General features: G+C 68.6%; 17 protein-coding genes. 2 read left to right on the forward strand and 15 right to left on the reverse strand.

Translation table 11 applies throughout. The features are described from left to right. Window positions 1–25: 25 nt before the first annotated feature. Window positions 26–1,582, forward strand: a complete 1,557-nt coding sequence (locus tag BUF17_RS19170) for a class I SAM-dependent methyltransferase (protein ID WP_073631754.1) — start codon at window positions 26–28, stop codon at window positions 1,580–1,582. Between the two features lie 62 nt (window positions 1,583–1,644). Here the strand turns inward: BUF17_RS19170 and BUF17_RS19175 are convergent, their stop codons facing one another. The 13 genes from BUF17_RS19175 to BUF17_RS19235 form a co-directional block, all read right to left on the reverse strand. After that, entirely contained in the window at window positions 1,645–2,430 is a 786-nt protein-coding gene (locus BUF17_RS19175; protein ID WP_073631756.1) for an ATP-binding cassette domain-containing protein, read from the reverse strand. 35 nt (window positions 2,431–2,465) lie between these two features. Then, complete coding sequence (locus tag BUF17_RS19180; RefSeq protein ID WP_073631758.1) at window positions 2,466–3,560, reverse strand: siderophore-interacting protein; 1,095 nt, start codon at window positions 3,558–3,560, stop codon at window positions 2,466–2,468. 12 nt (window positions 3,561–3,572) lie between these two features. After that, complete coding sequence (gene fhuB / locus BUF17_RS19185) at window positions 3,573–5,573, reverse strand: Fe(3+)-hydroxamate ABC transporter permease FhuB (protein WP_073631760.1); 2,001 nt, start codon at window positions 5,571–5,573, stop codon at window positions 3,573–3,575. Continuing rightward, the gene (locus BUF17_RS19190; RefSeq protein WP_084564966.1) at window positions 5,566–6,429 is read right to left on the reverse strand and encodes an ABC transporter substrate-binding protein; all 864 of its coding nucleotides are present in this window, start codon (window positions 6,427–6,429) and stop codon (window positions 5,566–5,568) included. The genes fhuB and BUF17_RS19190 overlap by 8 nt, the downstream gene beginning before the upstream one ends. 156 nt (window positions 6,430–6,585) lie before the next feature. Then, window positions 6,586–8,796: a TonB-dependent siderophore receptor gene (locus tag BUF17_RS19195; RefSeq protein WP_073631763.1), complete on the reverse strand. Its 2,211-nt coding sequence runs from the start codon at window positions 8,794–8,796 to the stop codon at window positions 6,586–6,588. 162 nt (window positions 8,797–8,958) lie between these two features. Continuing rightward, complete coding sequence (locus BUF17_RS19200) at window positions 8,959–9,882, reverse strand: helix-turn-helix domain-containing protein (RefSeq protein ID WP_073631765.1); 924 nt, start codon at window positions 9,880–9,882, stop codon at window positions 8,959–8,961. A 388-nt stretch (window positions 9,883–10,270) separates the two neighbouring features. Continuing rightward, window positions 10,271–11,596, reverse strand: a complete 1,326-nt coding sequence (locus BUF17_RS19205) for a tetratricopeptide repeat protein (protein WP_073631766.1) — start codon at window positions 11,594–11,596, stop codon at window positions 10,271–10,273. 328 nt (window positions 11,597–11,924) lie between these two features. Next, window positions 11,925–13,058, reverse strand: coding sequence for a mannitol dehydrogenase family protein (locus BUF17_RS19210; protein WP_073631768.1), 1,134 nt, complete (start codon window positions 13,056–13,058; stop codon window positions 11,925–11,927). Then, window positions 13,058–14,068 carry a zinc-binding alcohol dehydrogenase family protein gene (locus BUF17_RS19215; protein WP_073631771.1) on the reverse strand — a complete coding sequence of 337 codons (1,011 nt, stop codon included), beginning with the start codon at window positions 14,066–14,068 and terminating at the stop codon, window positions 13,058–13,060. The genes BUF17_RS19210 and BUF17_RS19215 overlap by 1 nt, the downstream gene beginning before the upstream one ends. A gap of 5 nt (window positions 14,069–14,073) precedes the next feature. Then, complete coding sequence (locus BUF17_RS19220; protein ID WP_073631773.1) at window positions 14,074–14,949, reverse strand: amidohydrolase family protein; 876 nt, start codon at window positions 14,947–14,949, stop codon at window positions 14,074–14,076. Window positions 14,950–15,215: 266 nt separating this feature from the next. Then, a complete protein-coding gene (locus tag BUF17_RS19225) occupies window positions 15,216–16,166 on the reverse strand; it encodes an ABC transporter substrate-binding protein (protein WP_073631775.1) in 951 nt (316 codons plus the stop codon). 144 nt (window positions 16,167–16,310) lie between these two features. Then, window positions 16,311–17,297 carry an ABC transporter permease gene (locus tag BUF17_RS19230; RefSeq protein WP_073631777.1) on the reverse strand — a complete coding sequence of 329 codons (987 nt, stop codon included), beginning with the start codon at window positions 17,295–17,297 and terminating at the stop codon, window positions 16,311–16,313. A gap of 20 nt (window positions 17,298–17,317) precedes the next feature. Continuing rightward, window positions 17,318–18,916, reverse strand: a complete 1,599-nt coding sequence (locus tag BUF17_RS19235) for a sugar ABC transporter ATP-binding protein (RefSeq protein WP_084564952.1) — start codon at window positions 18,914–18,916, stop codon at window positions 17,318–17,320. Between the two features lie 312 nt (window positions 18,917–19,228). On the opposite strand from BUF17_RS19235, the gene BUF17_RS19240 reads away from it, so the two are divergent. Then, window positions 19,229–19,972 (forward strand): FadR/GntR family transcriptional regulator, encoded by a 744-nt coding sequence (locus BUF17_RS19240; RefSeq protein WP_073631779.1) that lies wholly within the window; start codon window positions 19,229–19,231, stop codon window positions 19,970–19,972. A 35-nt stretch (window positions 19,973–20,007) separates the two neighbouring features. Here BUF17_RS19240 and BUF17_RS19245 read toward each other — a convergent pair whose 3' ends face one another. Both BUF17_RS19245 and otsA read right to left on the reverse strand, forming a co-directional pair. After that, window positions 20,008–21,003, reverse strand: coding sequence for a class I SAM-dependent methyltransferase (locus tag BUF17_RS19245; protein ID WP_073631781.1), 996 nt, complete (start codon window positions 21,001–21,003; stop codon window positions 20,008–20,010). A 314-nt stretch (window positions 21,004–21,317) separates the two neighbouring features. Continuing rightward, a complete protein-coding gene (otsA, locus tag BUF17_RS19250; RefSeq protein WP_084564954.1) occupies window positions 21,318–22,793 on the reverse strand; it encodes an alpha,alpha-trehalose-phosphate synthase (UDP-forming) in 1,476 nt (491 codons plus the stop codon).

A 22,793-nucleotide genomic window follows, 5' to 3' on the forward strand; every position in this document is an offset into this window, starting at 1 on the left:
TCCCGAGATCAAAGCGAGAGTTCCCATGGATTCCTGGTCGAACGGCTATGTCAGCGACATCGAATATCTGCCCGGCTTCTATGTCGAGCAGACCCCCGGCCATCTCCTGCTGAGCTGCCTGCTCAACGGGTTCGAGCCGCCGTTCTCCGGCGACCGGTTCACCTATTGCGAACTCGGCTGCGGCCAGGGCAACACCGCCAACATCATCGCCGCCGCCAACCCGAACGCGACGGTGATCGCGGTCGATTTCAATCCCGCCCACATCGCGCGGGCGCGTCAGGCCGCCGAGGCGGCGGGCCTCACCAACATCCAGTTTTTCGAGGAAGGCTTCGCCGACCTGATCCATCGCACCGGCCTGCCCGAGTTCGACATCGTGTCGCTCCATGGCGTCTGGTCGTGGATCGGCGAGGACGACCGCAAGGACGTCACCACCTTCCTGAAAAAGGCGGTGAAGCCGGGCGGCCTCGTGGCCGTCACCTATAATGCCATGCCGGGCTGGGCGACGACGCTGCCGATCCAGCACCTCCTGATGGATTTCGCCCGCTTCAGCCACGAGACCAGCGACAAGCGCGTGGTCGACGGCCTCGACTTCATCGACCGGCTTCGCGCCGCCGGCTCCTATGCCGCGAACGACGAGGCGCTCCTGAAGCAGATCCGCGGCGGCGACAAGGTCGCGCCGGACCGGGCGGTCTATCTCGCCCATGAATATCTCAATCAGAACTGGCGTCCGCTCTATCACAGCGAAACCGCGTCGATGCTTGCCGAGGCCAAGCTCGGCTTCATCGGGTCCGCGACGCTGCTGGAGACGTTCCCCGACCTGATGCTGCGGCCGGACCAGCGCGAGATCCTGAACAGCGTGCCCGCCGGCTCGTTCCGCGAGACCGTGAAGGACTATCTCACCAACCGCCGCTTCCGGCGCGACGTCTTCGTCCGCGGCCCGCGCAAGCTGACCGACAGCGAGCGCGACGCGTGGCTCGAGAATGTCGGCCTCGCGGCGACGATCACCGCGGAGGCCGCCAAGCTCGTGCTCGACGTGCCGGTCGGGACGGCGGAGTTGCCGAAAGACCACTATCACCCGGTGTTCGAGGCGCTCGCCGCCCGTCCGCACACCCTGCGCGAGCTCGCCGACCTGCCGCCGCTGCGCAATCTCGCCGGCGCGCCGTCGATGGTGGAACTCGCCGGCATCCTCGCCGGCACGTCGCAGGCGATCCTGCTGCCGTGGGGCCTCTCCAACCGCGGCCTGACGGAACAGGTGCTGCGCTACAATGTCCGCGCGACCGCTGAGGTGTTCGAGCAGCGCGCGGCCCACACCGCGATCGCGCTGCCGCTGTCCGGCGGCGGCATGTCGCTGCCGACCATGGATGCCCTCGTCTATTTCGGCATCACCGGCGGGCGCGCCACCAGCGACGAGGAACTCGTCGAACTGCTCTATCGCAAGCTTTCCGTCGGCAAGGTGCCGCTGATGAAGGACGGCGCCGTCGTCAGCGAGCCGGAAGCGGTCCGCGCCATGATCGTGGAAAGCGTCAACTGGGGCCTCCAGCACCGCGTACCGCTGTGGAAGCAGCTCGGGGCGATCTTCTGAGCCGGCGGTTCACGCACCTACCACATAGATAGGATGAACGGGCGCCTGCCCCGGCGGGCGCCCTACACCGCGAAGGCGAGCGGCGCCTCTGCCTCGGGGTGGGGCAGGGTGCTCATGCGCACACCGTAGATCGCGAACAGCGTCTCCGGCGTCACGATCTCGGCCGGCGTGCCGCGCGCGATCAGCCGGCCGGTATGCAGCGCGACGATCTCGTCGCAGAAGCGCGCGGCCATGTTGATGTCGTGCAGCACGACCACGACGCCGAGGCCGCGCTCCGCCGAAAGCCGGTGCACCAGTGACAGCACCTCCATCTGATGGGCGATGTCGAGCGCGGAGATCGGCTCGTCCAGCAGCAGGCATTCGGTGTCCTGCGCGATGAGCATCGCCAGCCAGACGCGCTGGCGCTCTCCGCCCGAAAGCGTGTCGACCAGCCGGCCGGCGAACCGCGCCGTGTCGGTCAGCTCAAGCGCCTCGGCGACTTTCGCCCGATCGTCCGGCGAGAACCGGCCGAGGGCGCCGTGCCAGGGATAGCGGCCGAGCGCCACCAGTTCCTCCACCAGCATGCCCGTCGCGGGCGGGGTATATTGCGGCAGGTAGGCGACGCGGCGGGCGAACGCCCGGCTTCCCCAGTCTGCCAGCGGCCGGCCGCCGAAGCGGATCGTGCCGGAAGACGCCGGCTGCTGGCGCGCGAGCAGCCGGACGAGCGTCGACTTGCCGGAGCCGTTATGCCCGATGAGGCCCACCACCCGGCGCGGCGGCAGGGCGAGCGTCAACGGCTCCACCAGAACCCGGCCGGCGGCGGAGAAACTCGCGGCATCGAGTTCGAACAGCGGCGCCGGTGCCGCCATCGCGGCCGCGTCGGTGACAGCGGACGTCGCGGGGCTCAATCCTGCCCCCGCGCGTTGTCGCCGCTCGCGCCGAGCCGCCAGTAGGCGACGACGAGATGCTGTTCGCGGGCGAGGCCCCGTTCCCCGCGCAGATATGTGCGGATGGCCCTCGCGGCCCCGTGTTCGCACCCGGCCCAGGCGAAGACCGTGCCGGCATCCGGCCAATCCACGCCGCGAACGGCCTCGGCGAGCAGCGTCGTGCCGCCCGCGTCCGCCCCGTCGCGGTGAAGCCAGCGGATCGTGGCGCTGGCCGCGGTCGGAAGCGGCTGTTCCTCCCGGGCGTCGGCGACCTCGATGAAGACGGTGGCGCGCGCGGTCGCGGGCAGCCGTTCGAGGATGCGGCCGATCGCCGGCAGCGCGGTCTCGTCGCCGGCAAGCATGGACCAGTCCGCTTCGCCGAAGGTGCCGCCGCCCGGGCCGGTCATGCCCACCACGTCACCCGGCTCGGCATGGCGCGCGAAGCTGGCGCCCGGCGTCTCCGCGCCCTCGTGCAGCACGAAATCGATGTCGATCTCGCCTTTCGCCACGTCGATGTGCCGGATGGTGTAGACGCGGGCGATGGGCCGCCGGCTCTCGTCGGGCCAGCTCGGCCGGCCGTCCGCGCCGGTCACCGGCCATTGCGGCGCCGCGCCCGGTTGCGGGAACAACAGGCGGACATGAAGCCCGCCGCTGGCGAACCGCGCGAGGTTCTCGCCGGCGAGCGTCACCCGGCGCATGTGCGGGGTGACGTTGCGCGCGCCGACGACGCGCATCTCGCGGAAATAGGGCAATGGCGCACCGGCGGCGCCGTCACCGGCCCAGACGATGGCGGGCTTGTCCGGGGCAGCGAATGCGAGGATATGCTCGGCAAGCGAGAGCTTCACATAGGCGAAGTTGGTTTCCTCGTCGCCCTCGGCCTCCAGCAGCAGGGTGCGTTCCGCAGCTTCCAGCCGCGCCGTTCCGAACACCGTCTCGATCCGAGCGGCTCCGCGCGAGCGTGAGACGGTGCCGTGCTCGGCGAGGTGATCGCAGAGTTTCGTCAGCACGGCCTCGGGCTCCGCCAGCGCGACTTTGGCGACGGCCTTGAAGGTGGAAGCGCGTTCGGCACCCATGGGAGTTTCCTTTCAGGTCGCCCTGCCGCCGCGCCCGAGCAGCCAGACCAGATAGGGCCCGGCGAGGAGCGAGGCGAACAGGCCGAGGGGGAGCTGGTAGGGATAGGCCGCCATCCGCGCCAGCCAGTCGGAGGCGACCATCAGGCCCGCGCCGATCGCGACCGCGCCGGCCAGCATCGGCAGCGTGCGGGTCAATCCGGCCAGGCGCGCCAGGTGCGGGGCGATCAGCCCCGCGAAGCTCAGCGGGCCCACGAACAGCGCGGCGAACGCTGCGGAGAGGCCCGCGAGCACGATGAGGATGAAGCGGCTCATGCGCTCGGGCACGCCGAGGGCCCCGGCGACGCTGCCGAGCGGCAGGATGTCGAGCCAGCGCAGCGCCGGCAGCAGCGACAGGATCAGCACCGCGGAGGCGAGGCCGGCCGCCGCCGCCTCGCTCCAGTCCGCGGCATTGGTCGAACCGCCGATCCAGCCCAGCAGCGCGAACGCGGCGGGGGAGCCCGTGGCGATCACGGCGGTGATGATTGCGCTGCACAGCGCCCCGACGGCGATGCCGGCGAGAAGCAGTCGCTCCGGCCCGAGATCGGCGCGCCGGGCGATGGCGAGCAGCGCGGCGAGGACGAGGATTGCGCCCGCCGCGGCGGCAAGCGCCTGTACGGCGAGGCCGGGGGCGGGCAGCACCAGCAGCGCGGCGGCGATCCCGACACCGGCGCCGCTGCCCACGCCCAGAATCTCCGGCCCGGCGAGCGGGTTGGCGGTGACGCGCTGGAGCACGGTGCCGGAGGCTGCGAGTAGGGCGCCCGCCGCCGCGGCCACGATGGTGCGCGGCAGCCGCCATTCCGCCAGATCGGCGAGAAGCGGGCCGGTGGCGAGCGTCCAGCCGTCCGGCCCCCGGCCGACGACGAGGGCGACGATGGCGGCAAGGAGGGTGAGCGCCGCGACGGCGCCGATCATCGCCGCCGGGCGCGCGGCGCGCGGCACCGCGCCGGGCTGCGCGCCGAGGGAAGAGGGGCGGAACAGGCCGAGCCGCGGCAGCAGCCACAGCAGCAGCGGCCCGCCCAGCAGCGCCGTCGCGGCGCCGGTCGGCACCCGTTCGCCCCCGCCCGAAAGAAGCTGCACCATGCCGTCGGCGAGCCACAGCAGCACCGCGCCGGCGAGCGGCGCCGCGATCAGCATCGCCTTCGGCGTTCGCGCCCCGCTCAGCCGCGCCAGTGCCGGCGCGGCAAGGCCGACGAAGCCGATGACGCCCACCTCCGAGACGACCGAACTTGCGAGCCAGACCGCGACCGCGACCGTCGCCAGCCGGATCGCCGCGGTCGAGACGCCAAGACCCCGCGCGCCGGCGTCATCGAGGCCGAGCACCGTGAGCGGCCGCAGCAGCAGGGCGGAGGCGAGTGCCGCCAGCGCCAGCCGCAGGCCGAGCGTCAGCGTCGGGGTCCAGCTCTGCTGGGTGAGCGATCCCCCGCCCCAGATGAACAGCGAATACATGTACTCGCCGTTGGCGAGGATCAGCGCGGTGGCGGCGGATGTGGCGGTGAGCGCCGTCAACATGCCGGCGAGCGCGACGGAGACCGGTTCGAGACCCGTCTTCCAGGTGAGCCCCAACACGAGCGCGACGGCGGCAATGCCGCCGGCGAGCGCCACGCCTTCCCGCGCGACCTCCATCAGCATCGGTGCATAGAGCGCGGCGGCGGCCAGTGCGAGCTGCGCGCCGGCGGCGATGCCGAGGGTGGAGGGTTCGGCCAGCGGATTGTGCAGCACGCGCTGCAGCAGCATCCCCGAAAGCCCGAGCGCCGCGCCGCAGACGAGTGCGACCGCCACCCGCGGCAGCACGCTGTAGAACAGGATGATCCTCTCCAGCCCGGCCGCGTCCGGTCCAGTACCAGCCAACCCTGTCCAGTGAGCGGCGACCTGCACCGCCGAAAGCGCGGCCGCGACAGCCGCCGCCATGCCCCAGAGCAGGAACGCGCGATGGGCCGCCGGCCGCATCTCCGGGAGAGGCAGTCGCTCAGCCATCGGAGCCGCCGATCGGATCGCCCCGGCATTCGCCCGAAAGGCAGGCGGCGAACAGGCGGGCGAAGCGCTGGGCGGCGGGCAGTCCGCCGAAATGGTCGACCGGCGGAAGAACGGAGACCCGGCCTTGCCTGACCATCGGCAGCGCGCGCCAGAGTGCGCTGGCGGCAAGGGTGCGGCGCGCATCCGGCGGAACCGGCTCGACCACCACGAGCGTCGCGTCGGGCACCTTCGCCAGCGCCTCGATACCGACCGGCGCCGCCGCGGAATAGCGCGTCTCGCCCTGCCAGGCGTTGGTGAAGCCGAGGCGCGAGAGCACGTCGCCGAACATGCTGTCGGCACCGAAGGCGCGGAAGTGCCGAGCGTCGCCGATGCTGGCGACGAACACAGGGCGCGCGGCCTCCGCCCGCAGACGGCCGCGCAGCCTCTCGATCTCGGCGGCGGCCATGGCCACCAGCTCGCGGGCCTGCGGCAGTCGTTCGAGGCGTTCGCCGAGCGCCAGCGCCGCCGCCTCGGCCCGCGCATAGGGCGGTTCGCCGGGAACGTAGATCGTGGCCGAGAACACCGGCGCGATGCGCTCGAGCTGCGCGCGCATGGTCTCGTAGAAGCCCGAAATCAGGATCAGGTCGGGCGCGACGGCGCGAAGCTGCTCGTAATTCGGCAGGCCCCTGAGCCCGAGATCGGCGACGCCGGGCGGCACGGCGGGCTCCACGGCGATGGCGCGGTACTGCCGCAGTTCGGTTGCGGCGACCGGCACGGCGCCGAGCGCGAGCGCGGTCTCCAGCATCGCCCAGTCGATCGCCGCCACGCGCGGCTCGCTGCCTCCGGCACGCGCCCGGCCGGCGCGAAGGGCGAACATCGACACGGCCGCGCCCAGCACCGCCCGCCGCGACGGTGCAGCCGCCTCCCGCTTTCCGGCCGGCGCTTCCGGCCGGATGATCTCAGCTCGTGTGGCGGAAATCGCCTGCTCTCCGAACGAAGACGCCCGCCGGACGAGGCGGGCGCCGCATCTCTCTCACCAGGTGAAGTGGGCCTTCAGGATCGCCGAGCGTCCCTGGCCGTAACCGCAGGACAGCGCGGTCTGGCAGCCGGCGACGTAATCCTCGTCGAACACGTTGTTGACGTTGAGCGCGACGCCCCAGTTGTCGCGGTCGTAGCGCACGGCGGCGTCGAACACTGTCGCGGCCGGAACGCTCAGGGTGTTCTCGTTGTCCGCATAGGAGGCGCCGACATAGCGGACGCCCGCGCCGAAGCCGAGGCCCTTCAGGTCGCCGTCGCCGATGGTGTAGTCGAGCCAGAGCGAGGCCATTACCTCCGGCACCAGATAGGGCTGGTTGCCGATCAGCGCGGCGTCCGCGTCGTTGCGGATCTGCAGGTCGTAGGCGGTGAAGGCGCCGACGAGCTTCAGATCCTTGGTGATGTTGGCGTTCGCCTCGAACTCCACGCCGCGCGACCGGGTCTCGCCGATGGTCTGCGGGATGTAGAGCGGGGCGACCGACTGCACCATGTTGCGGCGGGTCAGGTCGAACAGCGCGACGGTGAACAGCGCGTCGACGAAGCTCGGCGACCACTTCAGGCCGATTTCGTATTGCTCGCCGGTCTGCGGCGGCAGCGCCTGGCCGCTGGCATCGGTGCCGATCTGCGGGTTGAAGAAGCTCGCCGCGGAGACATAGGGCACGAGGCCGTTCGAGAATTCGTAGCCGAGGCCCGCGCGCCCGCTGAAGGCGCCGCGCCGGCCGGAATAATCGATGTCGGCAGCGGTGTGGTCGTCGCGGTTGATCCACACATAGTCGTAGCGGCCGTTCAGCGTGGTGATCCAGCCGCCGCCGAACCGCATCTGGTCCTGCAGGTAGCCGCCGATCTGGTTCATGTCGATGGTCTCGTCGACATAGGGCGCCCAGAGGTCCGGCAGACTGTTGGTATAGACCGGATTGATCGGGCTGATGGGCGGCGCCGAGCCGACCGCCTGGCTCTGGTCGATCTGGTAGAACTTGTAGTCGATGCCCGCGAGCAGGGTGTGCGCCACCGGCCCGGTGGCGAACTCCACGGTGGCGTTGTTGTCGGAGGTGACGGTGTTCACCACCGAACTCTCCGAGAAGTTCAGGCGGTTCAGCAGATAGTCCGGCGAAACCGGCTCCATCAGCCCGCCGAACCCGGTCGCGGGATCGTAATAGCCGTAGAGATAGGGCCCGTATTCGGACTTGTTGAGGTGGGCGTAGCGGGTGTTCGAGGACAGCTTGACGCCGTCGAACACCTCGGTCTCGAACTCGTAGCCCGCCATGGTCTGATGGGCCTTCAGCGTGTCGGAATCAGGCTCGCTGTAGAAGAAGTCGCGGCTGATGCGGCCGAACGGCGCCGGCACGACGGAACCGACATAGGGGAAGAAGCCGTTGGTATGCTTCAGGTCGTCGTACTGGTAGTTGGCGTAGAGCGTGAGGTCGGTGACGTCGTCCGGCCGGAACGAGACCATCGGCGCGATCAGGCCGCGGAACTGCTCGGCATAGTCGACCTGGGTGTCGCCGCCCTTGATCTTGCCGAGGATGCGGTAGCTCCACTTGCCGTCCGGGTCGATGCGGTCGCCGATGTCGAACGCGCCCTGGCCGTTCGGATCGGCGCTGATCGCGCCCTCGACATAGCGGATGCGCTCGCCCGTCGGCCGCCGGCTCACCATGTTGACGATGCCGCCCGGATTGCTGCTGCCATAGAGCGCAGAGGACGCGCCCCGCAGCACCTCCACGCGCTCCAGCAGGAACGGATCGATCGTGAACCCGCCGAACGCATAGGAATAGAGCTGCATGTTGTCGAGGAACATGCCGGTCTGGGTCGCGTCGAAGCCGCGGATATAGAGCCAGTCGGTATCGGAATCGTAGCCGAACGGCTGGGTGAAGACGCCCGGCGTGTAGCGCAGCGCCTCGTCCACCTTCTGCACGTCGCGGTCGGTCATCTCCTCGCGGCCGATCACCGAGACCGATTGCGGGATCTGGATGATCGGCGTGGCGGTCCTGGAGCCGGTGGTGGTGTCCTTCGCCACGTAGCCGTTGACCGGCCCGGTGCCGGCATTGAGCGCGCCGGGGCCCTGCACGTCGATCGCCTCGAGCTGAAGGCCATCCTCCGCCGCGCCACGCGTGGCTCCGATTGTGGCTTTGGGGTCAGCCTGCTGGGACGAAGCTTCCATCGGCCAGAGCCCGGAAAGCAGCGCCGAGCTGCCCAGAAGCAAGAAGCGCATATGACGCCTGGAGATCATCGTTCGCCTACCCACCGCATCTGCTGCGACGAGTTCATCAATTCTATAATTATTATAAGATGAACTGTGCCGATTCCTGTCTGGTGGGCGTGTGTACAGGAAGCGGCGGGTGTGCGATTGAAACATCCTGCGGCGCGTTGAACGTTATTGAGCGTATTCGTCGTGCCGGTCGGGGGCGCGGTTCCCCGCGCCGCGATTGCGCCGCCACATCGCCGGCGTGGTCCCGACCATGCGCCGGAACACCCGCGTGAAGTGGGCCTGATCCGAAAAGCCGCTCGCGACCGCCACGTCCGTCAGCGACAGATCGCGCCGCGCCAGCAGGTCCTTGACCTTCGAAAGGCGCGCCTGCATCTGCCACTGGTGCGGCGGCACGCCGGTCGAGGCCTTGAATGCGCGGCAGAAATGGGACTGGGACAGGCCGGTCAGGTCCGCGAGTTCCTGCAGGCGGATCGTGCGCATGCAGTGGGACAGGATGTAGTCGGTCGCCCGCCGCAGCTGCCACGGCGGAAGCTGGACGTGCTTGCGCTCCTTCTTGCGGCCGATCTGGAAGGCGGCGACGAACAGCGCCGTGGTCAGGCTGTCGCCGTAGAGGCCGTGCAGCTCGCCGGGATGCAGGCACTCGGCGGCGATCAGGCGCGCGATGCTGAGCACCCGCTCGTCGGAGAAGGCGATCCGCGGGGTTTCCACCACCGCGCGGTCGATGGCCTCGTCGAACCGCTCGCCGATGGCGGCCATGTCGAAATGCAGGTCGAGGTGACGCAGACGGCAATCGTCCTCCACGCGCGACCAGATCCGGACATCGGCGGGAATGTAGCTGATGGCCTGCCCGCCGGCGCCGCCCAGTTCCCGCGTCGTCTCGGGCGTGGTGCCGAGCCGGATATCGCCGGCGCCCGACTTGTCGAGCACGATGAACATGCGCGGATCGGGCGAGACATATTCGCCCCGGGCACCCCGGGCGAGGGACACGTTCCAGACGTCGGCAACGACGCCGTGCCAGTCGCGATAGCGCAGGTCGTCGACGACGGTGACGCCTTCCAGCCGCGTCTGCATTCTCGGTCGAAACGCCATCACCAGGGCCTTCCCGCTCGGACACCTCGAAAGCTGCCGGCCGAAGCGGCGGCGTCGCCGGCGGGGTCGCCTGCGTCGGCCGTGCGCTTTCGGTTGCGATCTGGTGCGCGCCGCCGCATGGAGAAGCCCGGCAGGCCAAGCGCACGCATCCTGTGTGCGCAACAGCCGATTCTTTTGCAAGAACAGTAGTTTATATAGATTCCAGTCTACCTCTCCGCTCTAGGCGGACCCGCGTCGCGGCCATCGTCGAAAGCGCATTCCTTTGAGCGGGATAGGCCCCGGGGCGCGCCGAACCGCGCGCGCCGGTGCGTGGCGCGGCCGGACGCGAAAGCGGACAGGTTGTTGCGAAATTGACACGCATTCGCGTGAGCGCGACGACTGGCAGTCCTCACGGCTGCGGGGCAGCCTCCTGCGGGCCGGCGTCCTTCGAGCCAGCATCCTGCGGAGCGGCGTCCTGTGGAGCGGCCTCCTGCGGGACCTCGTCGTCCGCCGGCTCGACGCGGTCGATCCGCATGTTGGAGAACTCGATGCGGCCCGAGATCTCCCGGTCCAGGTTCGTCTTGGCATTGATCACAAGGTCGAGCCGCTGCGCGGCGCACTTGTCGTCCGGCACCACGAACGCGAACTTGAAGCCGGTCCACGGACTCGAACCGGAGAAGCCGCTCGTCTGGCCGAGCATCCGCCGCGCGTCCGGCTCGAGGCAATAGAGCCGCCAGACGAGGCCACGCTCGACCTTGAGCCGGGTCATGCTGACCTGTCCCTGCAGCTCATAGGAGCCGGGCGGCAGCACCAGCGTCTGGAAGAGGTGCTGGAAAGTGACGCGGCCGCCCATGAACTCGATCCGCAGCGCATTGTCCTCGTCCCGGAAATTCTTGCGCAGGATGCGGATATCGACGTTCGGCAGCTTTCCGATCTGCCAGAAGAACGGCGACCCGTCGTTCTTCTGCTTGAAATCACCGTTGACCAGCAGCGAGCGTTCGACAAGCGCCCTTGTTGCGCCGTCGAGCGTGCCAAGCCAGAAATCATGCGCCGCCTTGTACTGGGCTGCCTTCACGAGCTGGGCGATGTAGTTCAGTTTCTCCGCTTCGGTCGGCGGCGCGTTGCTCGCCTGCAGCCCGGTGATCAGGGCGGTGAGCGTGCTCGTATCGGGCTGCTGCTGCACGAGGCTCGCGAGGAATGCCGACCGCCACGGCGGATCGAGGGCGAGGCGGGCTTCGACGAGCGGCCGGATCTGCGGGGACGCGGCCAAGGCCGCGAGCAGCCTGAACAGGTCCGGCTGAAGCTCGGGATAGGTGCGCGCCAGCGCGTCGGTGCGATAGATCGCGCCCTCGATGTCGCCCTGTTCCAGCATGCTGGCGACGAGCCGGGCCTGCAGGCCGCTGTCGTGGAACATCCGCGCCGCGGCAAGCCGCATCAGCGTGTCGGCCTGACCGGGATCGCCGCTCCGGCGGGCGATGTCGGAAAGAACGTCGAGCGCCCGGTACTCCAGCGGATCGGCCCGCAAGGCGGCGAGAGCCGAACGGCGGGCGGCGTCGAGCTGCCCCTGTTCCGCGTCGCGCCGCGCCAACTGCACCAGCGCGTCGGAATTGTCGCCCTGCCAGAACAGCGCCCGTTCCGGCTCGCCTTCCGCGGCGAACCGCGCCGAAAGCCCGAACGACAGCACCGCCCACAGCAGCCATAGGGCAACCGCAGCGAGGGCACCGGCCAGAACCATCCGCCGACGGCTCAAGCCCCGGCCCCCGGTCATGCGGGCACCCGGAGCGCCGTGGGTTGGCTCGGCCTGCGACATCGCTCGTCCTATCCCGTCTTCCCGCCCGGTTCGACGGTCATGGAAGCATCTTTTCCATGGCGATCAGTCGAACCGTGATTCATGCCGGACTATGCCTAGAGCATAATGCGTCCAGATCGAAGCGGTCTGAGTGATCACGAGATGCCGAGGCTCCGGATACCGACGCGATTTCACGCCGCCGGGCGATTTCATCCGGTCGGCGGGCGCGGGGGGCGCGGCGGTGAACCGTCGCGTCCCGGAAGACCGCGCGGCGTCAGAGCCCAGCGCAGGCGGCGCGCAGCCGGGTCTGGGGAATGTCGAGCCCGTGCTGCTCGGCGAGCGCGATCACCGGCGCGAGGCGGCGGCGCTTCTTCTCCGCATGGTTCTGCGCGATGTCGGCGATGCGGTGCGCCAGGAACGGATTGAGGAAGCGGTCGCGCACTTCGCCGGCATAGGCCGCGGCTTCCTCGCCCAGACCTTCGGCCGCGAACACCGGCAGCACCTCTTCCGCCCACACCGCCTCGAGGTCGGCGCGGATCGCGGGATCGTTCATGATCTGCAGCACGGTCTCGTCGGCGGCGCGGCCGCCTTCCAGCCAGCGCTCGGCCAGATAGGTGTGGCCGAGATTCAGCAGGTGCAGCTTCAGCCGCTCATAGCGCGGCAGGTCGTCGGTCACGACGATGGCCTCGTGGCGGCAGGGCAGCACGAGCCCGTCCTGCGCCTCGATGGCCCACAGCGCGTAGGGCTCGGCGACCGCGCCGACCGGCTGGATCGGTTCGGACACGATGCGGTCGACGAGGCTGTTCGCCCACCGGCAGCGTTCGTGCAGGTAGGCGACGAACCCCTCCGAAAGGCCCCATGCACCGGCGAGCCCCGCCACGAGATCGCGCAGCCGGTCGCCGTTGCGGGAGACGAGCTCGCAGGGGAACAGCGAGATCGGCGCGTCCGGGCGCTTCTGCCAGCGTGCGAACAGCAGCACGGCCAGCTTCGCCGGGAAGCTGCGCGGCACCCGCGTGGGGTCGGCGATCAGCGCGGCATCGTCGCGCTCGTCGAGGTCGAACCCGCGGTCGCCCGTGTTGGAGAGGATCACGGCCGCCTCTTCGACGGCGATGCGGCGCACCTCCGCCCAGTCACGGTCGGCCTGCAAGGCGCGGCGCACGGCGCGGCCGCGCCGCTCCTCGTCGATGCGGCTTCCCGCCTTCAGGCCTCGGATGCGGACGGGATAGCCCGCTCCGTCCGCCATCGCGGCGATGCGTGCGGCGCTTTCCGGGCTCGCGGTCGTCTGCACCACGGCGACGGGGCCGAGGGCCTCGCCCGCCTCCATCGCCTCGGAAACGAACAGGTCGGCGTGGGCCTGCAGGAAGCGGCTGGTGCCGAACTGGAGAATGGGAGTGGAGAGCGTGGACATCAGACCTCGATGATCGCCTTGACGACCCCTGCGGCGGGATCGAGCAGCCCGGAGAAAAGCGCCGGCACCTCGGCGAGCGTCATGCGGTGGGTGTTGAGCGCGTCGGAGGGGATGCGACCCGCCCGCATCGCCGCCATCACGGTCTCGAAATCCTCCACCGTCGCGTTGCGGCTGCCGAGCAGCGTGGTCTCGCGCTTGTGGAATTCCGGATCGGAGAAGGTGATGTCGCTGGAGACGATGGAGACGAGCACATAGGCGCCGCCGTGGCCGACGAAGCGGAAGCCGCGTTCCATCGCCTTGGGATTGCCGGTCGCGTCGAACACCACGTCGAAGAAGTCGCCGCCGGTGACGCGGGACAGGTCGTCGATGTCCGTCTCGCCGATCTGCACGGTGTGCGCGACGTTGAGATGGGCGGCGCAGAAGGCGAGGCGGTCGGCCCGGGTGTCGAGCACGGTGACGGCCGCGCCGCGCAGGCCGGCGAAGATCGCCACCGCCATGCCGATCGGGCCGGCGCCGACCACCAGCACGTGCTGGTCGGCATGGACCGCGCCGCGCCGCACCGCATGGGCGCCGATCGCGAGGAACTCGATCATCGCCGCCTGGTCGAGGGTGATGCCCTCGGCCTTGCACACGAACTGCTGCGGCAGGCTCAGATATTCGGTCATGCCGCCGTCGCGGTGCACGCCCAGCACCTGCAGGTTCCGGCAGCAGTTGGTCTTGCCGATCCGGCAGGCCCGGCACTGGCCGCACGACAGGTAGGGGATGACGTAGACCGGATCGCCGGCTTCGAGCACCGATCCTTCCGGCGCCTCCTCGACCACGCCCGACAGCTCGTGGCCCATCACGCGCGGATAGGACAGATAGGGCTGGTTGCCGGTGAAGATGTGCAGGTCCGTTCCGCACACGCCGATGCGCTTGATGCGCACCAGAACCTCGCCTTCGCCGCGGGCCGGCTTCGCCGTGTCGCTCGCGGTCAGGGTGCGGGGCGTTTCGCAGGTAATCGTCAACATGGGGATCACTCGATCGGAACGGAGGAGGGGGACTTGCTGGGGACGGCCGGGCGCGCGCCGGGCGCATCGAGCCGGTAGAACGTGCGGGCATTTCCCCCGAACACGGCATCGTGGTCGGCCTCGGGCACGAGGCGCAGGCACATGTCGAGCCACGCCTCGTAGGTGCCGGCGAGGCGCACGACCGGCCAGTCGCTGCCCCAGAGCACGCGGTCACGGCCGAACAGTTCGAGGATCGTCTCGATATAGGGCCGCAGCGACGGCAGGTCGCGCCGGTCCCCGGCCTCGGTCAGGAGACCGGAGAGCTTGCACGAGACCTGCGGCATCGCCGCGAGCCGCGCCATAGCGCTGCGCCAGAAACTGAACGCGCCGGTGGCGATGAACGGCTTCGCGCCGTGGTCGATCACGATCGGAAGCGCGGGATGCCGCTCCGCGAACCGCGCCAGCGCGGCGAGATGCTGTGGAAACACCAGCGCGTCGAACCGCAGATCGTGGGCGATCATGGCTTCCACGGCCGGATCGAGCGCGGGATCGTCGATCCAGTCGGCATCCGGCAGCGATTGCAGCATCGGCCGCAGCGCCTTCAGCTTCGGGTGGGCGGCGAGTTCCGCGATCCGGGCCGGGGCGTCGGCGGCCTTGAGGTCGACCCAGCCGACGACGCCGAGGATGAAGCAATGGTCGTCCGCGAGGCCCAGCATGAACCGGGTGTCGGCCACCGTCGGCAGGGACTGCACCACCACGGTGCCGTCGACCCCGGCCGCGTCGAGCGTCGGCTCCAGATCCGGCGGCAGGAAATCGCGGTAGATCGCGGCGAGATCCTGCGGCGGCCATTCGCCGACCCGGTCGCGCATGAGCCAGAAGTGCTGGTGTGCATCAATCCGCATGGATCAAACCTCGACGGGCGCCGTCGCGCCACCGGCCGCGAGCCTGCCTCACCGGCACCGCGCCGGCCATCAAATCATGGCCGGCCGCGGCACCGCAAATGGATGCGACGGCGATTTCACGGGCCGGGTTCGGTCGCGGGGTTCGGCCGCGGCCGGGCCGAACCGGATGGCGTCGACGGGATTGAAGCCGGCCGGGCTGCAATCCGATCGACGCGGATACCGCCCGCGGCCGAAGCCGCGGGCGATACCGACAGTCCGAGCGGGCGTCAGTACAGGACGTTCTGCGCCGCGGGGCTGTCGATGTTCTCCTTGGTGACGATCACGACACCGGTGTCGATGTGCTTCTCCACCTTCTGCTTGTCGATCACCTTGGCGACGGTCTCGAGGCCGAGCTGGCCCATCTGGAACGAGCCCTGCACGGCGATGGCGGCGAGCGTCCCGTCACGCACGAAGTTCTGCAGGTCCTCGTTGCCGTCGAAGCCGACGCCGACGACCTTGCCGGCCTTGCCGGTCTGCACCAGCGCGCGGCCCATGCCGATGGCGGTCGGCTCGTTGGCGCCGAAGATGCCCTTCAGGTCCGGGTTGGACGACAGCACGTCGGTGGTCTGGTTCAGCGCGGTCGCCATCTGCGACTGCGAGTAGAACGGGCCGACGATCTCGAGCTTGGAGTTCGCCTTGATGTAGTCGGTGAAGCCGCCGACGCGGCCGATCTCGGAACCGGCGCCCGCGACATAGGACATGATCGCGATCTTGCCCTCGGTGCCGATGCGCTCGATCAGCGCCTTGGCGCAGAGTTCGCCGGCCTTGCGGTTATCGGTCGAAAGCAGCGCCTGATAGTACTGGTCGCCGCTTTCGGCGACCTGCGAGTCGATCAGGATCACCGGGATGCGGGCTTCCCAGGCCTTCTTGATGGCCGGGACGAGCGCGTCGGGATCGGACGGGGCGAGCACGATGCCGGCCACATGGCGGTTCACCGCGTTCTCGACCATGTTGACCTGGTCGGCGATGGCGGATTCGGCGGCCGGACCCTGGAAGGTCATGGTGTAGCCGCTGAGGTCCTTGAGGGCCGCGTTCGCGCCCTTCTGGACGTTCTGCCAGAAGGTGGAGTTCACGGTCTTGACGATGACGGCGATTTCCTTGTCCGCGGCCTGCGCGGAAGAAGAGAACGCCCAGATGGCGGCGACGGACGCGAGCGCGCCGACGATAAGCTTACGCATTGATATTCCTCCAGACTTCAGCATTTGATGGGATATAAATGAAAGGCTGAGCGTGCGGGAAGTTGACCTTCCTTCTTGTCCGCGGGCGCCCCGAGCGCCCGCAGCGTTCCAGTGCGCCGGGCAAGGCCCGGCGCCGTGCCGTCGTCAGCGGCGGTTGCGGAGCTGGTCGATCCAGACCGTGCCGAGGATGACGAGGCCGATGATGATCTGCTGGGTGAAGGCCGAGACGCCGTTCATGTTCAGGCCGTTGCGCAGGATGCCGATCACGAACGCGCCGATGGCGGTGCCCGAGATGGTGCCGACGCCGCCGATGAGCGAGGTGCCGCCGATCACCGCGCTGGCGATGGCGTCGAGCTCGTAGGCGATGCCCTCGTTCGGCTGCGCCGTGACGAGGCGGGACATCAGCACGCAGCCCGTGAGGCCCGCGAGCGTGCCCGACAGGATGTAGGTGAAGTTGGTGACGCGGGTGACGTTGACGCCGGAGAGCCGGGCCGCCTCGACATTGGAGCCGACCGAGTAGATGTGGCGGCCGAGCACGGTGCGCGTCAGCATCAGCGACACCGCGATGGCGATCACCACCATCAGGATGACCGGGTAGGGGATGCCGGGGAACGTCACGTTCGGGAAGCCGTCGTCGCCGATGGTGACGATGCGGAACAGGGCGCCGTTGCCGAGTTCGCCGAAGGCGTCGCCGAGACCGGACACGGCCCGCGCGCCGGTGATTTCGAGCGCGATGCCGCGCGCCACCATCATCATGCCGAGCGTGGCGATGAACGGCGGCAGCTTCATGCGGGTCACGAGGATGCCGTTGATGAAGCCGCAGGCGGTGCCGACCAGGATGCCGATGAGCATGGCGAGCGGAACCGGCAGGCCGAGTTCCTTCACCGCCAGCGCCGCGGCGACGCCGGCCAGCGCCAGCACCGAGCCGACCGAGAGGTCGATGCCGCCGGTGATGATGACGCAGGTCGCGCCGATGCCGAGCAGCGCGATCGACGTCACCTGCAAGGCGACCGTCATGGCGTTGTTGACGGTGAAGAAGGCTTCGCTCGTCGTGGCGAAGATCGCGGTCAGGGCGATCAGGCTGCCGAGGGCCGCGAACTTCTGGATCAGATCTTTCTGCTTGTCGTTCATGACGCTTAACCTGGCACCCTTCAGTGCGCCGCCCGGACGTGGCCAGAGGCGTAGTGCATGATTTCTTCCTGGCTCGTCTCGCGCGTATTGAGGATGCCCGTGAGATGACCCTCGTGGAAAACGGCGACGCGGTCGGTCAGGCCGAGAATTTCCGGCAGTTCCGAGCTGATCATGACGACGCCGATGCCCTGGGAGGCGAGTTCGTCCATGATCTTGTAGATCGCGAACTTCGCGCCGACGTCGATGCCGCGGGTCGGCTCGTCGAAGAACATGATCTTCGACTGCCGGAACAGCCACTTGCCGATGATGATCTTCTGCTGGTTGCCGCCGGAGAGCAGCCGCGCGACCTGATGGATCGACGGCGTGCGGATGTTCAGAAGGTCGACATAGGTCCGGGCGACCTCGGCTTCCTTGCCGAAATCGATCAGGCCGCGGCTGGAAACGCCCTCCATGTTCGCCATGGTGGTGTTGACCGCGACCGACATCTTGATCGCCAGACCCTGGCTCTTGCGGTCCTCGGAGAGGTAGGCGAAGCCTTCCCGGATCGCGTCCTGCGGCGACTGGATCGAGAGCTTGCGGTCGCCGAGGAACACCGAGCCGGACTCGAGCGGGTCGGCGCCGAAGATCGCCCGGGCAACCTCGGTGCGTCCCGCGCCCATCAGCCCGGCGAAGCCGAGGATCTCGCCGCGCCGCAGCGTGAAGCTCACGTTCTCGAACGCGCCCTTGCGGGTCAGCCCCTCGACGCGCATCAGCACGTCCTCGGTCGGCACCGAGATGCGCTCCGGGAACTTCTCCTCCAGCGAGCGCCCGACCATGCGCGACACGATCTCGTCGACGGTCGTCGCCTTGAAGTCGTCGGTGGAGACGTAGCGGCCGTCGCGCAGCACGGTCACGCGGTCGACGATCTCCGCCATCTCGTCCAGGCGGTGGGAGATGTAGACGATGCCGACGCCGGAGCGCTTCAGCTCGTGGATGACCTTGAACAGGAGCGAGGTCTCGGACTCGGTCAGGGACGAGGTCGGCTCGTCCATGATCAGAACCTCGGCGTCGAGCGACAGCGCCTTGGCGATCTCGACCATCTGGCACTGGGCCACCGACAGCGTGCGGGTCAGCGCGCCGGGATCGATGTCGACGCCGAGCCGGTCGAGGCAGCGCTTCGCATCGGTGCGCAGCTTGGCCCGGTTCACGAACGGGCCGCGGCGCGGCTCGCGGGCGAGATAGATGTTCTCTGCGACCGAGAGGTGCGGGACGAGGTTCAGTTCCTGGTGGATGATGGCGATACCGGCGGCTTCCGCCTCCAGCGACGAGGCGAACCGGCGCTCCTCACCCTTGTAGATGATCCGGCCGGCATTCGGCTGGTAGAGCCCGCTGAGGATCTTCATCAGCGTCGACTTGCCTGCGCCGTTCTCGCCGCAGAGCGCATGAACCTCGCCGCGGCGCAGGTCGAACTGCACGTCGCTCAGCGCCTTGACGCCCGGAAATTCCTTGGTGATCCCCTCCAGCGAGAGGATAGTCTCGCCGAGACGGGCGTCGGCGGGCGAGGCTGCTCCGGCGGCCTCGCCGGCGGGCGCCGACGTCGGGCCGAATCGGTCGCTGAGACGTGACAGGAGTCCCGGCATCCTTCCTCCCCATGACAACTCGCCTCAGGCTTTGCCCGATGCGGCCCCGTGCTTTGCGGGTTGATGGTTTGCTGGCTGGTCAAGCCAATCTGCGAAACGAATACGGCCGGCGCTTATTATGGTCAAGCCAATTCTGGATTGAAGCCGGAACAGGCCGCCGTCTGCGCGGCAAGACGCTGAAAGAACGTGCATATCGCCTTGGACGCCAACATGTTGTCAGGCCAATCGGCCCGGCTTATGGTAAGGCCAAAATCAAAAGCGCCTCCGACAGATCCGCGAGCGGACCCGTGACGGAGGCGGAAGGGAGAAACGGTGCAACAGCCCAAGTTCGTCGAATCGCGGCGGCTCTATCAGCAGGTCGCAGACCAGATCCGCGCCCTGATCCACACCGGCGATTTCGCCTCCGGCACGCGGCTTCCGGCCGAGCGCGAACTCGCCCAGCAGCTCGGCGTTTCGCGCCCGTCCCTGCGCGAAGCGCTGATCGCGCTTGAGATCGAGGGCAGTGTCGAGATCCGCATGGGTTCGGGGGTTTATGTCGCCACGACCCCGGGGCGGTCGCACCCTTCACCATGGCCGATGGGCGAAAGCCCGTCGGAGCTGGTTCAGGCGCGCGCGGCGGTCGAGGGCGCGGTCGTGATGATGGCGTGTGCGCGGATGACGCCCGAGACGCTGGCGGAGTTGCGGGACACGCTCGCCAGCATGAAGGCGGACATCGCCGAGGGGCGAAAGCCGCTGGAGCACGACCGGCGCTTTCATCTCGCCATCGCGGCGCAATCGGGAAACTCGGTGCTGGCCCGCATCGTCGGCGACCTGTTCGACGAGCGCCACAGTCCGATCTCGATGCAGCTCAGCGCGCGGTTCGAGACACCGGAGACGTGGAACCGCGCGGTCGCGGAGCATGAGGCGATCTATGCGGCCCTTGAAGCGAGCGACCCCTTGCTCGCCCAGTCCGCGATGCGGATGCATCTTCAGGCATCGAAGGAACGCTGGGTCGGGCGCCCGCGACGGCTCGATTCCGATGCCCTGTCGGAGGACGAGTCGCCGCTGGAATCCTGAACCCGCGCGACAGCCGCCCGGCGTGCGCCGGGCACTCAGGCGTCGTGCGCCGCGCTCTTGCGCACCAGGAAGGTGTTGGAAACGAACGCGGTCGTGTCCGCCGTGAACGCATCCTCCTGCACCTCGATGCAGATCATCCCGTGCCGCGCGAACAGTTCGAACAGCGCGGCCTGCGGGAACATGTGCATCTCCATGCCGTCGATCGGCCTGGCAAGGTATTCGTCCCACACGAACCGGTAGCCGAGGCAGTAGGTCGGCACCTGAAAGAACGCGAACCCGCCCGGCTTCAAGGCCGCGAAGATCCGGTCGAGGATGTAGCCGATCACCGGGGGCGGATTGTGCTGCAGCACGATCAGCGAGAAGAACAGGTCGAAGGGTTCCAGCCGGTCGAGCACGTCGAATCCGTCGAGATGCCGGAAGTCGATGTTGCCGATGCCGTGCTGCTCGGCATAACGGCGGGCGATCTCAAGATGCGGCCGCGAGATATCGCAGCCGATCACCCGCGTCACGTCCCCCGCGAGGGCCGCGGTGATCCTCCCGACGCCGCATCCGAGCTCGAACGCGGTCCACGACGGATCGATCGTGCGGTCCGCCCGCTTCAGCGCGGCCTTCAGGAGCGCCACGCTCTGCCGGCCGGAGGCGTAGAATGCGTCGATGTGCTCGGCGAGCTTGTCCTGGCGATAGTCGTCGCTGGTCAGCACCGACCAGTGCGGTTCTTCCTCGCCGAGCTGGCGCCATGTCTCGCCGACGCGGGCGAGCATGGCGGCAAGCTGGTCCGGCGGGCCGTCGAGCTGGAGCGCTGCCGGCGGCGCCGTCATGTGCCGGCCGAGAACGGACGCGCCCGATCCCATTCCGCCCGAGCCGGTCCGGAATTCCTCGGAATGGAAGAACTGCCTTCTCAAATCCGAGAGATCGCGGGCGCCGAGATGAGACCGCACCGCTTCCTCGCTCTCCGGCGGCCTGCCGAGGATGAGTTCATAGGCCTTCACGACGTCATCGCGCGTCACCGCGCGTGCAGCAGCGTCAGTCATGGGCGAACCTCACAACAGAGGGATGCGCTGGACCGTCTTCCGACAGGATGACGACCCCGGTCGGCACGAAAGCCGTCCGGCTTCAGTCACTTGGGCACGTCTCTTCCGTTCCGGATCGCGCCGACCCGGACGGATAGGTTCAAAGCATTGAATCTGGCGTGATTTACCGCCGCTCGGACAATCCGGTCCGACCGAAAAGCGCTCTGCATATCCCGTTCAGATCGAACCGATCTGAACGACAAGGATATGCTCAAGCCATTGAATCTGGAGCGCTTTCTGGTCGCTCGGACAATCCCGTCCGACCGGAAAGCGCTCTAGACCTGAATCCAGTTCGAGGCCGGCCCCCCGCCGCGCAGCAGCGCCGGGGGAACGGGCGATGTCTCTGCGGTTGCGGAAGACCGCGCCGATGGGGGCTTCGGCGGCTCCAGGGCCTCCAGGAACAGCCGCGCCCAGGCATCGATGTCGTTCTGCATCACCACGGCCATCATTCGCGCGTGGCGCGCGCGGCGCTCGTCGAGGGGCATCTCCAGCGCCCGGCGCAGCGCCATCGCCATGCCCTCGATTTCGTGGGGGTTCACGATCAGCGCGCCGTTCGACAGCTCCGGCGCCGCGCCGGCGAACTGCGACAGCACCAGCACGCCCGGATCCTCCGGGTCCTGTGCGGCGACGAACTCCTTGGCGACGAGGTTCATGCCGTCACGCAGCGGCGTGACGAGGCCGACATTGGCGGCGCGGTAGAAGCCGGCGAGCGCCGAGCGCGAGTAGGTCTTGTTGACATAGCGCAGCGGCGTCCAGGCCACGTCGCCATAGAGCCCGTTGATCTGCCCGGCCTTGGTGGAGATGAAGCGGTCCATCTCGGCATATTCCGGGACCTGCGTCCGGCTCTTCGGCGTGATCTGCACGAACGTCATGCGGTCGTGCCACTCCGGCGCGGTGCGCAGCAGCGTCTCGTAGGCTTCCAGGCGCTGCGGAATCCCCTTGGAATAGTCGAGACGGTCGACGCCGAGAATCAGCTTCCGGCTGCCGAGGCTCTCGCGGAAGCTCTTGATGTAGGCCGTTCGTGTCGCGTGGCGGGCGCGCCTGGCGAAGGCGTCCGTCTCGATCGAAACCGGAAAGGCGCCGATGCGCACCTGCCGGTTGCCGATCTGGTAGAGGCCGTCGTCGTCGATCGCCGTCGCGCCGAGGGTCTCGAGATAGCGGCCGAAATTGTCGCGGTCGGTCGCCGTCTGGAAACCCACCAGATCGTAATAGGACAGCGCGCCGATCACTTCGGCATGGCGGGGCAGGGCCTGGATCAGCTCCGGCGGCGGCATCGGAATGTGCAGGAAGAAGCCGATGCGGTTGGTGTGCCCGCGCGCGCGCAGATACCGCGCCACCGGCATCATGTGGTAGTCGTGCACCCAGACCACATCGTCCTTCGCCACGGTCTTCGAGACGTGATCGGCGAAGATCTCGTTGACGCGGAAATAGCCGGAGAGGTCGGAGCGCTGGAACTCCGCCAGGTCGACCCGGTAATGCAGGATCGGCCACAGCACACGGTTGGCGAAACCGTTGTAATATTCCTGGAAATCGGCGTCCTTCAGGTCGATGACCGCGTAGGTCAGCTTGCCTTTCCGCGTGATGGTGGGTTCCGCCGACGGTTCCTCGGCGATGTTGCCGCTCCACCCGAACCACACGCCCGACCGGCCCTTGAGGGCGGCATTGACGGCAACCGCAAGCCCGCCGGCAGCGGCCTTGCTGCCGGGGTCCGGGATGGCGACGCGATTGGAAACGACGAACAGACGAGACAC

It is taken from the genome of Pseudoxanthobacter soli DSM 19599, assembly GCF_900148505.1.
GTDB classification, from domain to species: domain Bacteria; phylum Pseudomonadota; class Alphaproteobacteria; order Rhizobiales; family Segnochrobactraceae; genus Pseudoxanthobacter; species Pseudoxanthobacter soli.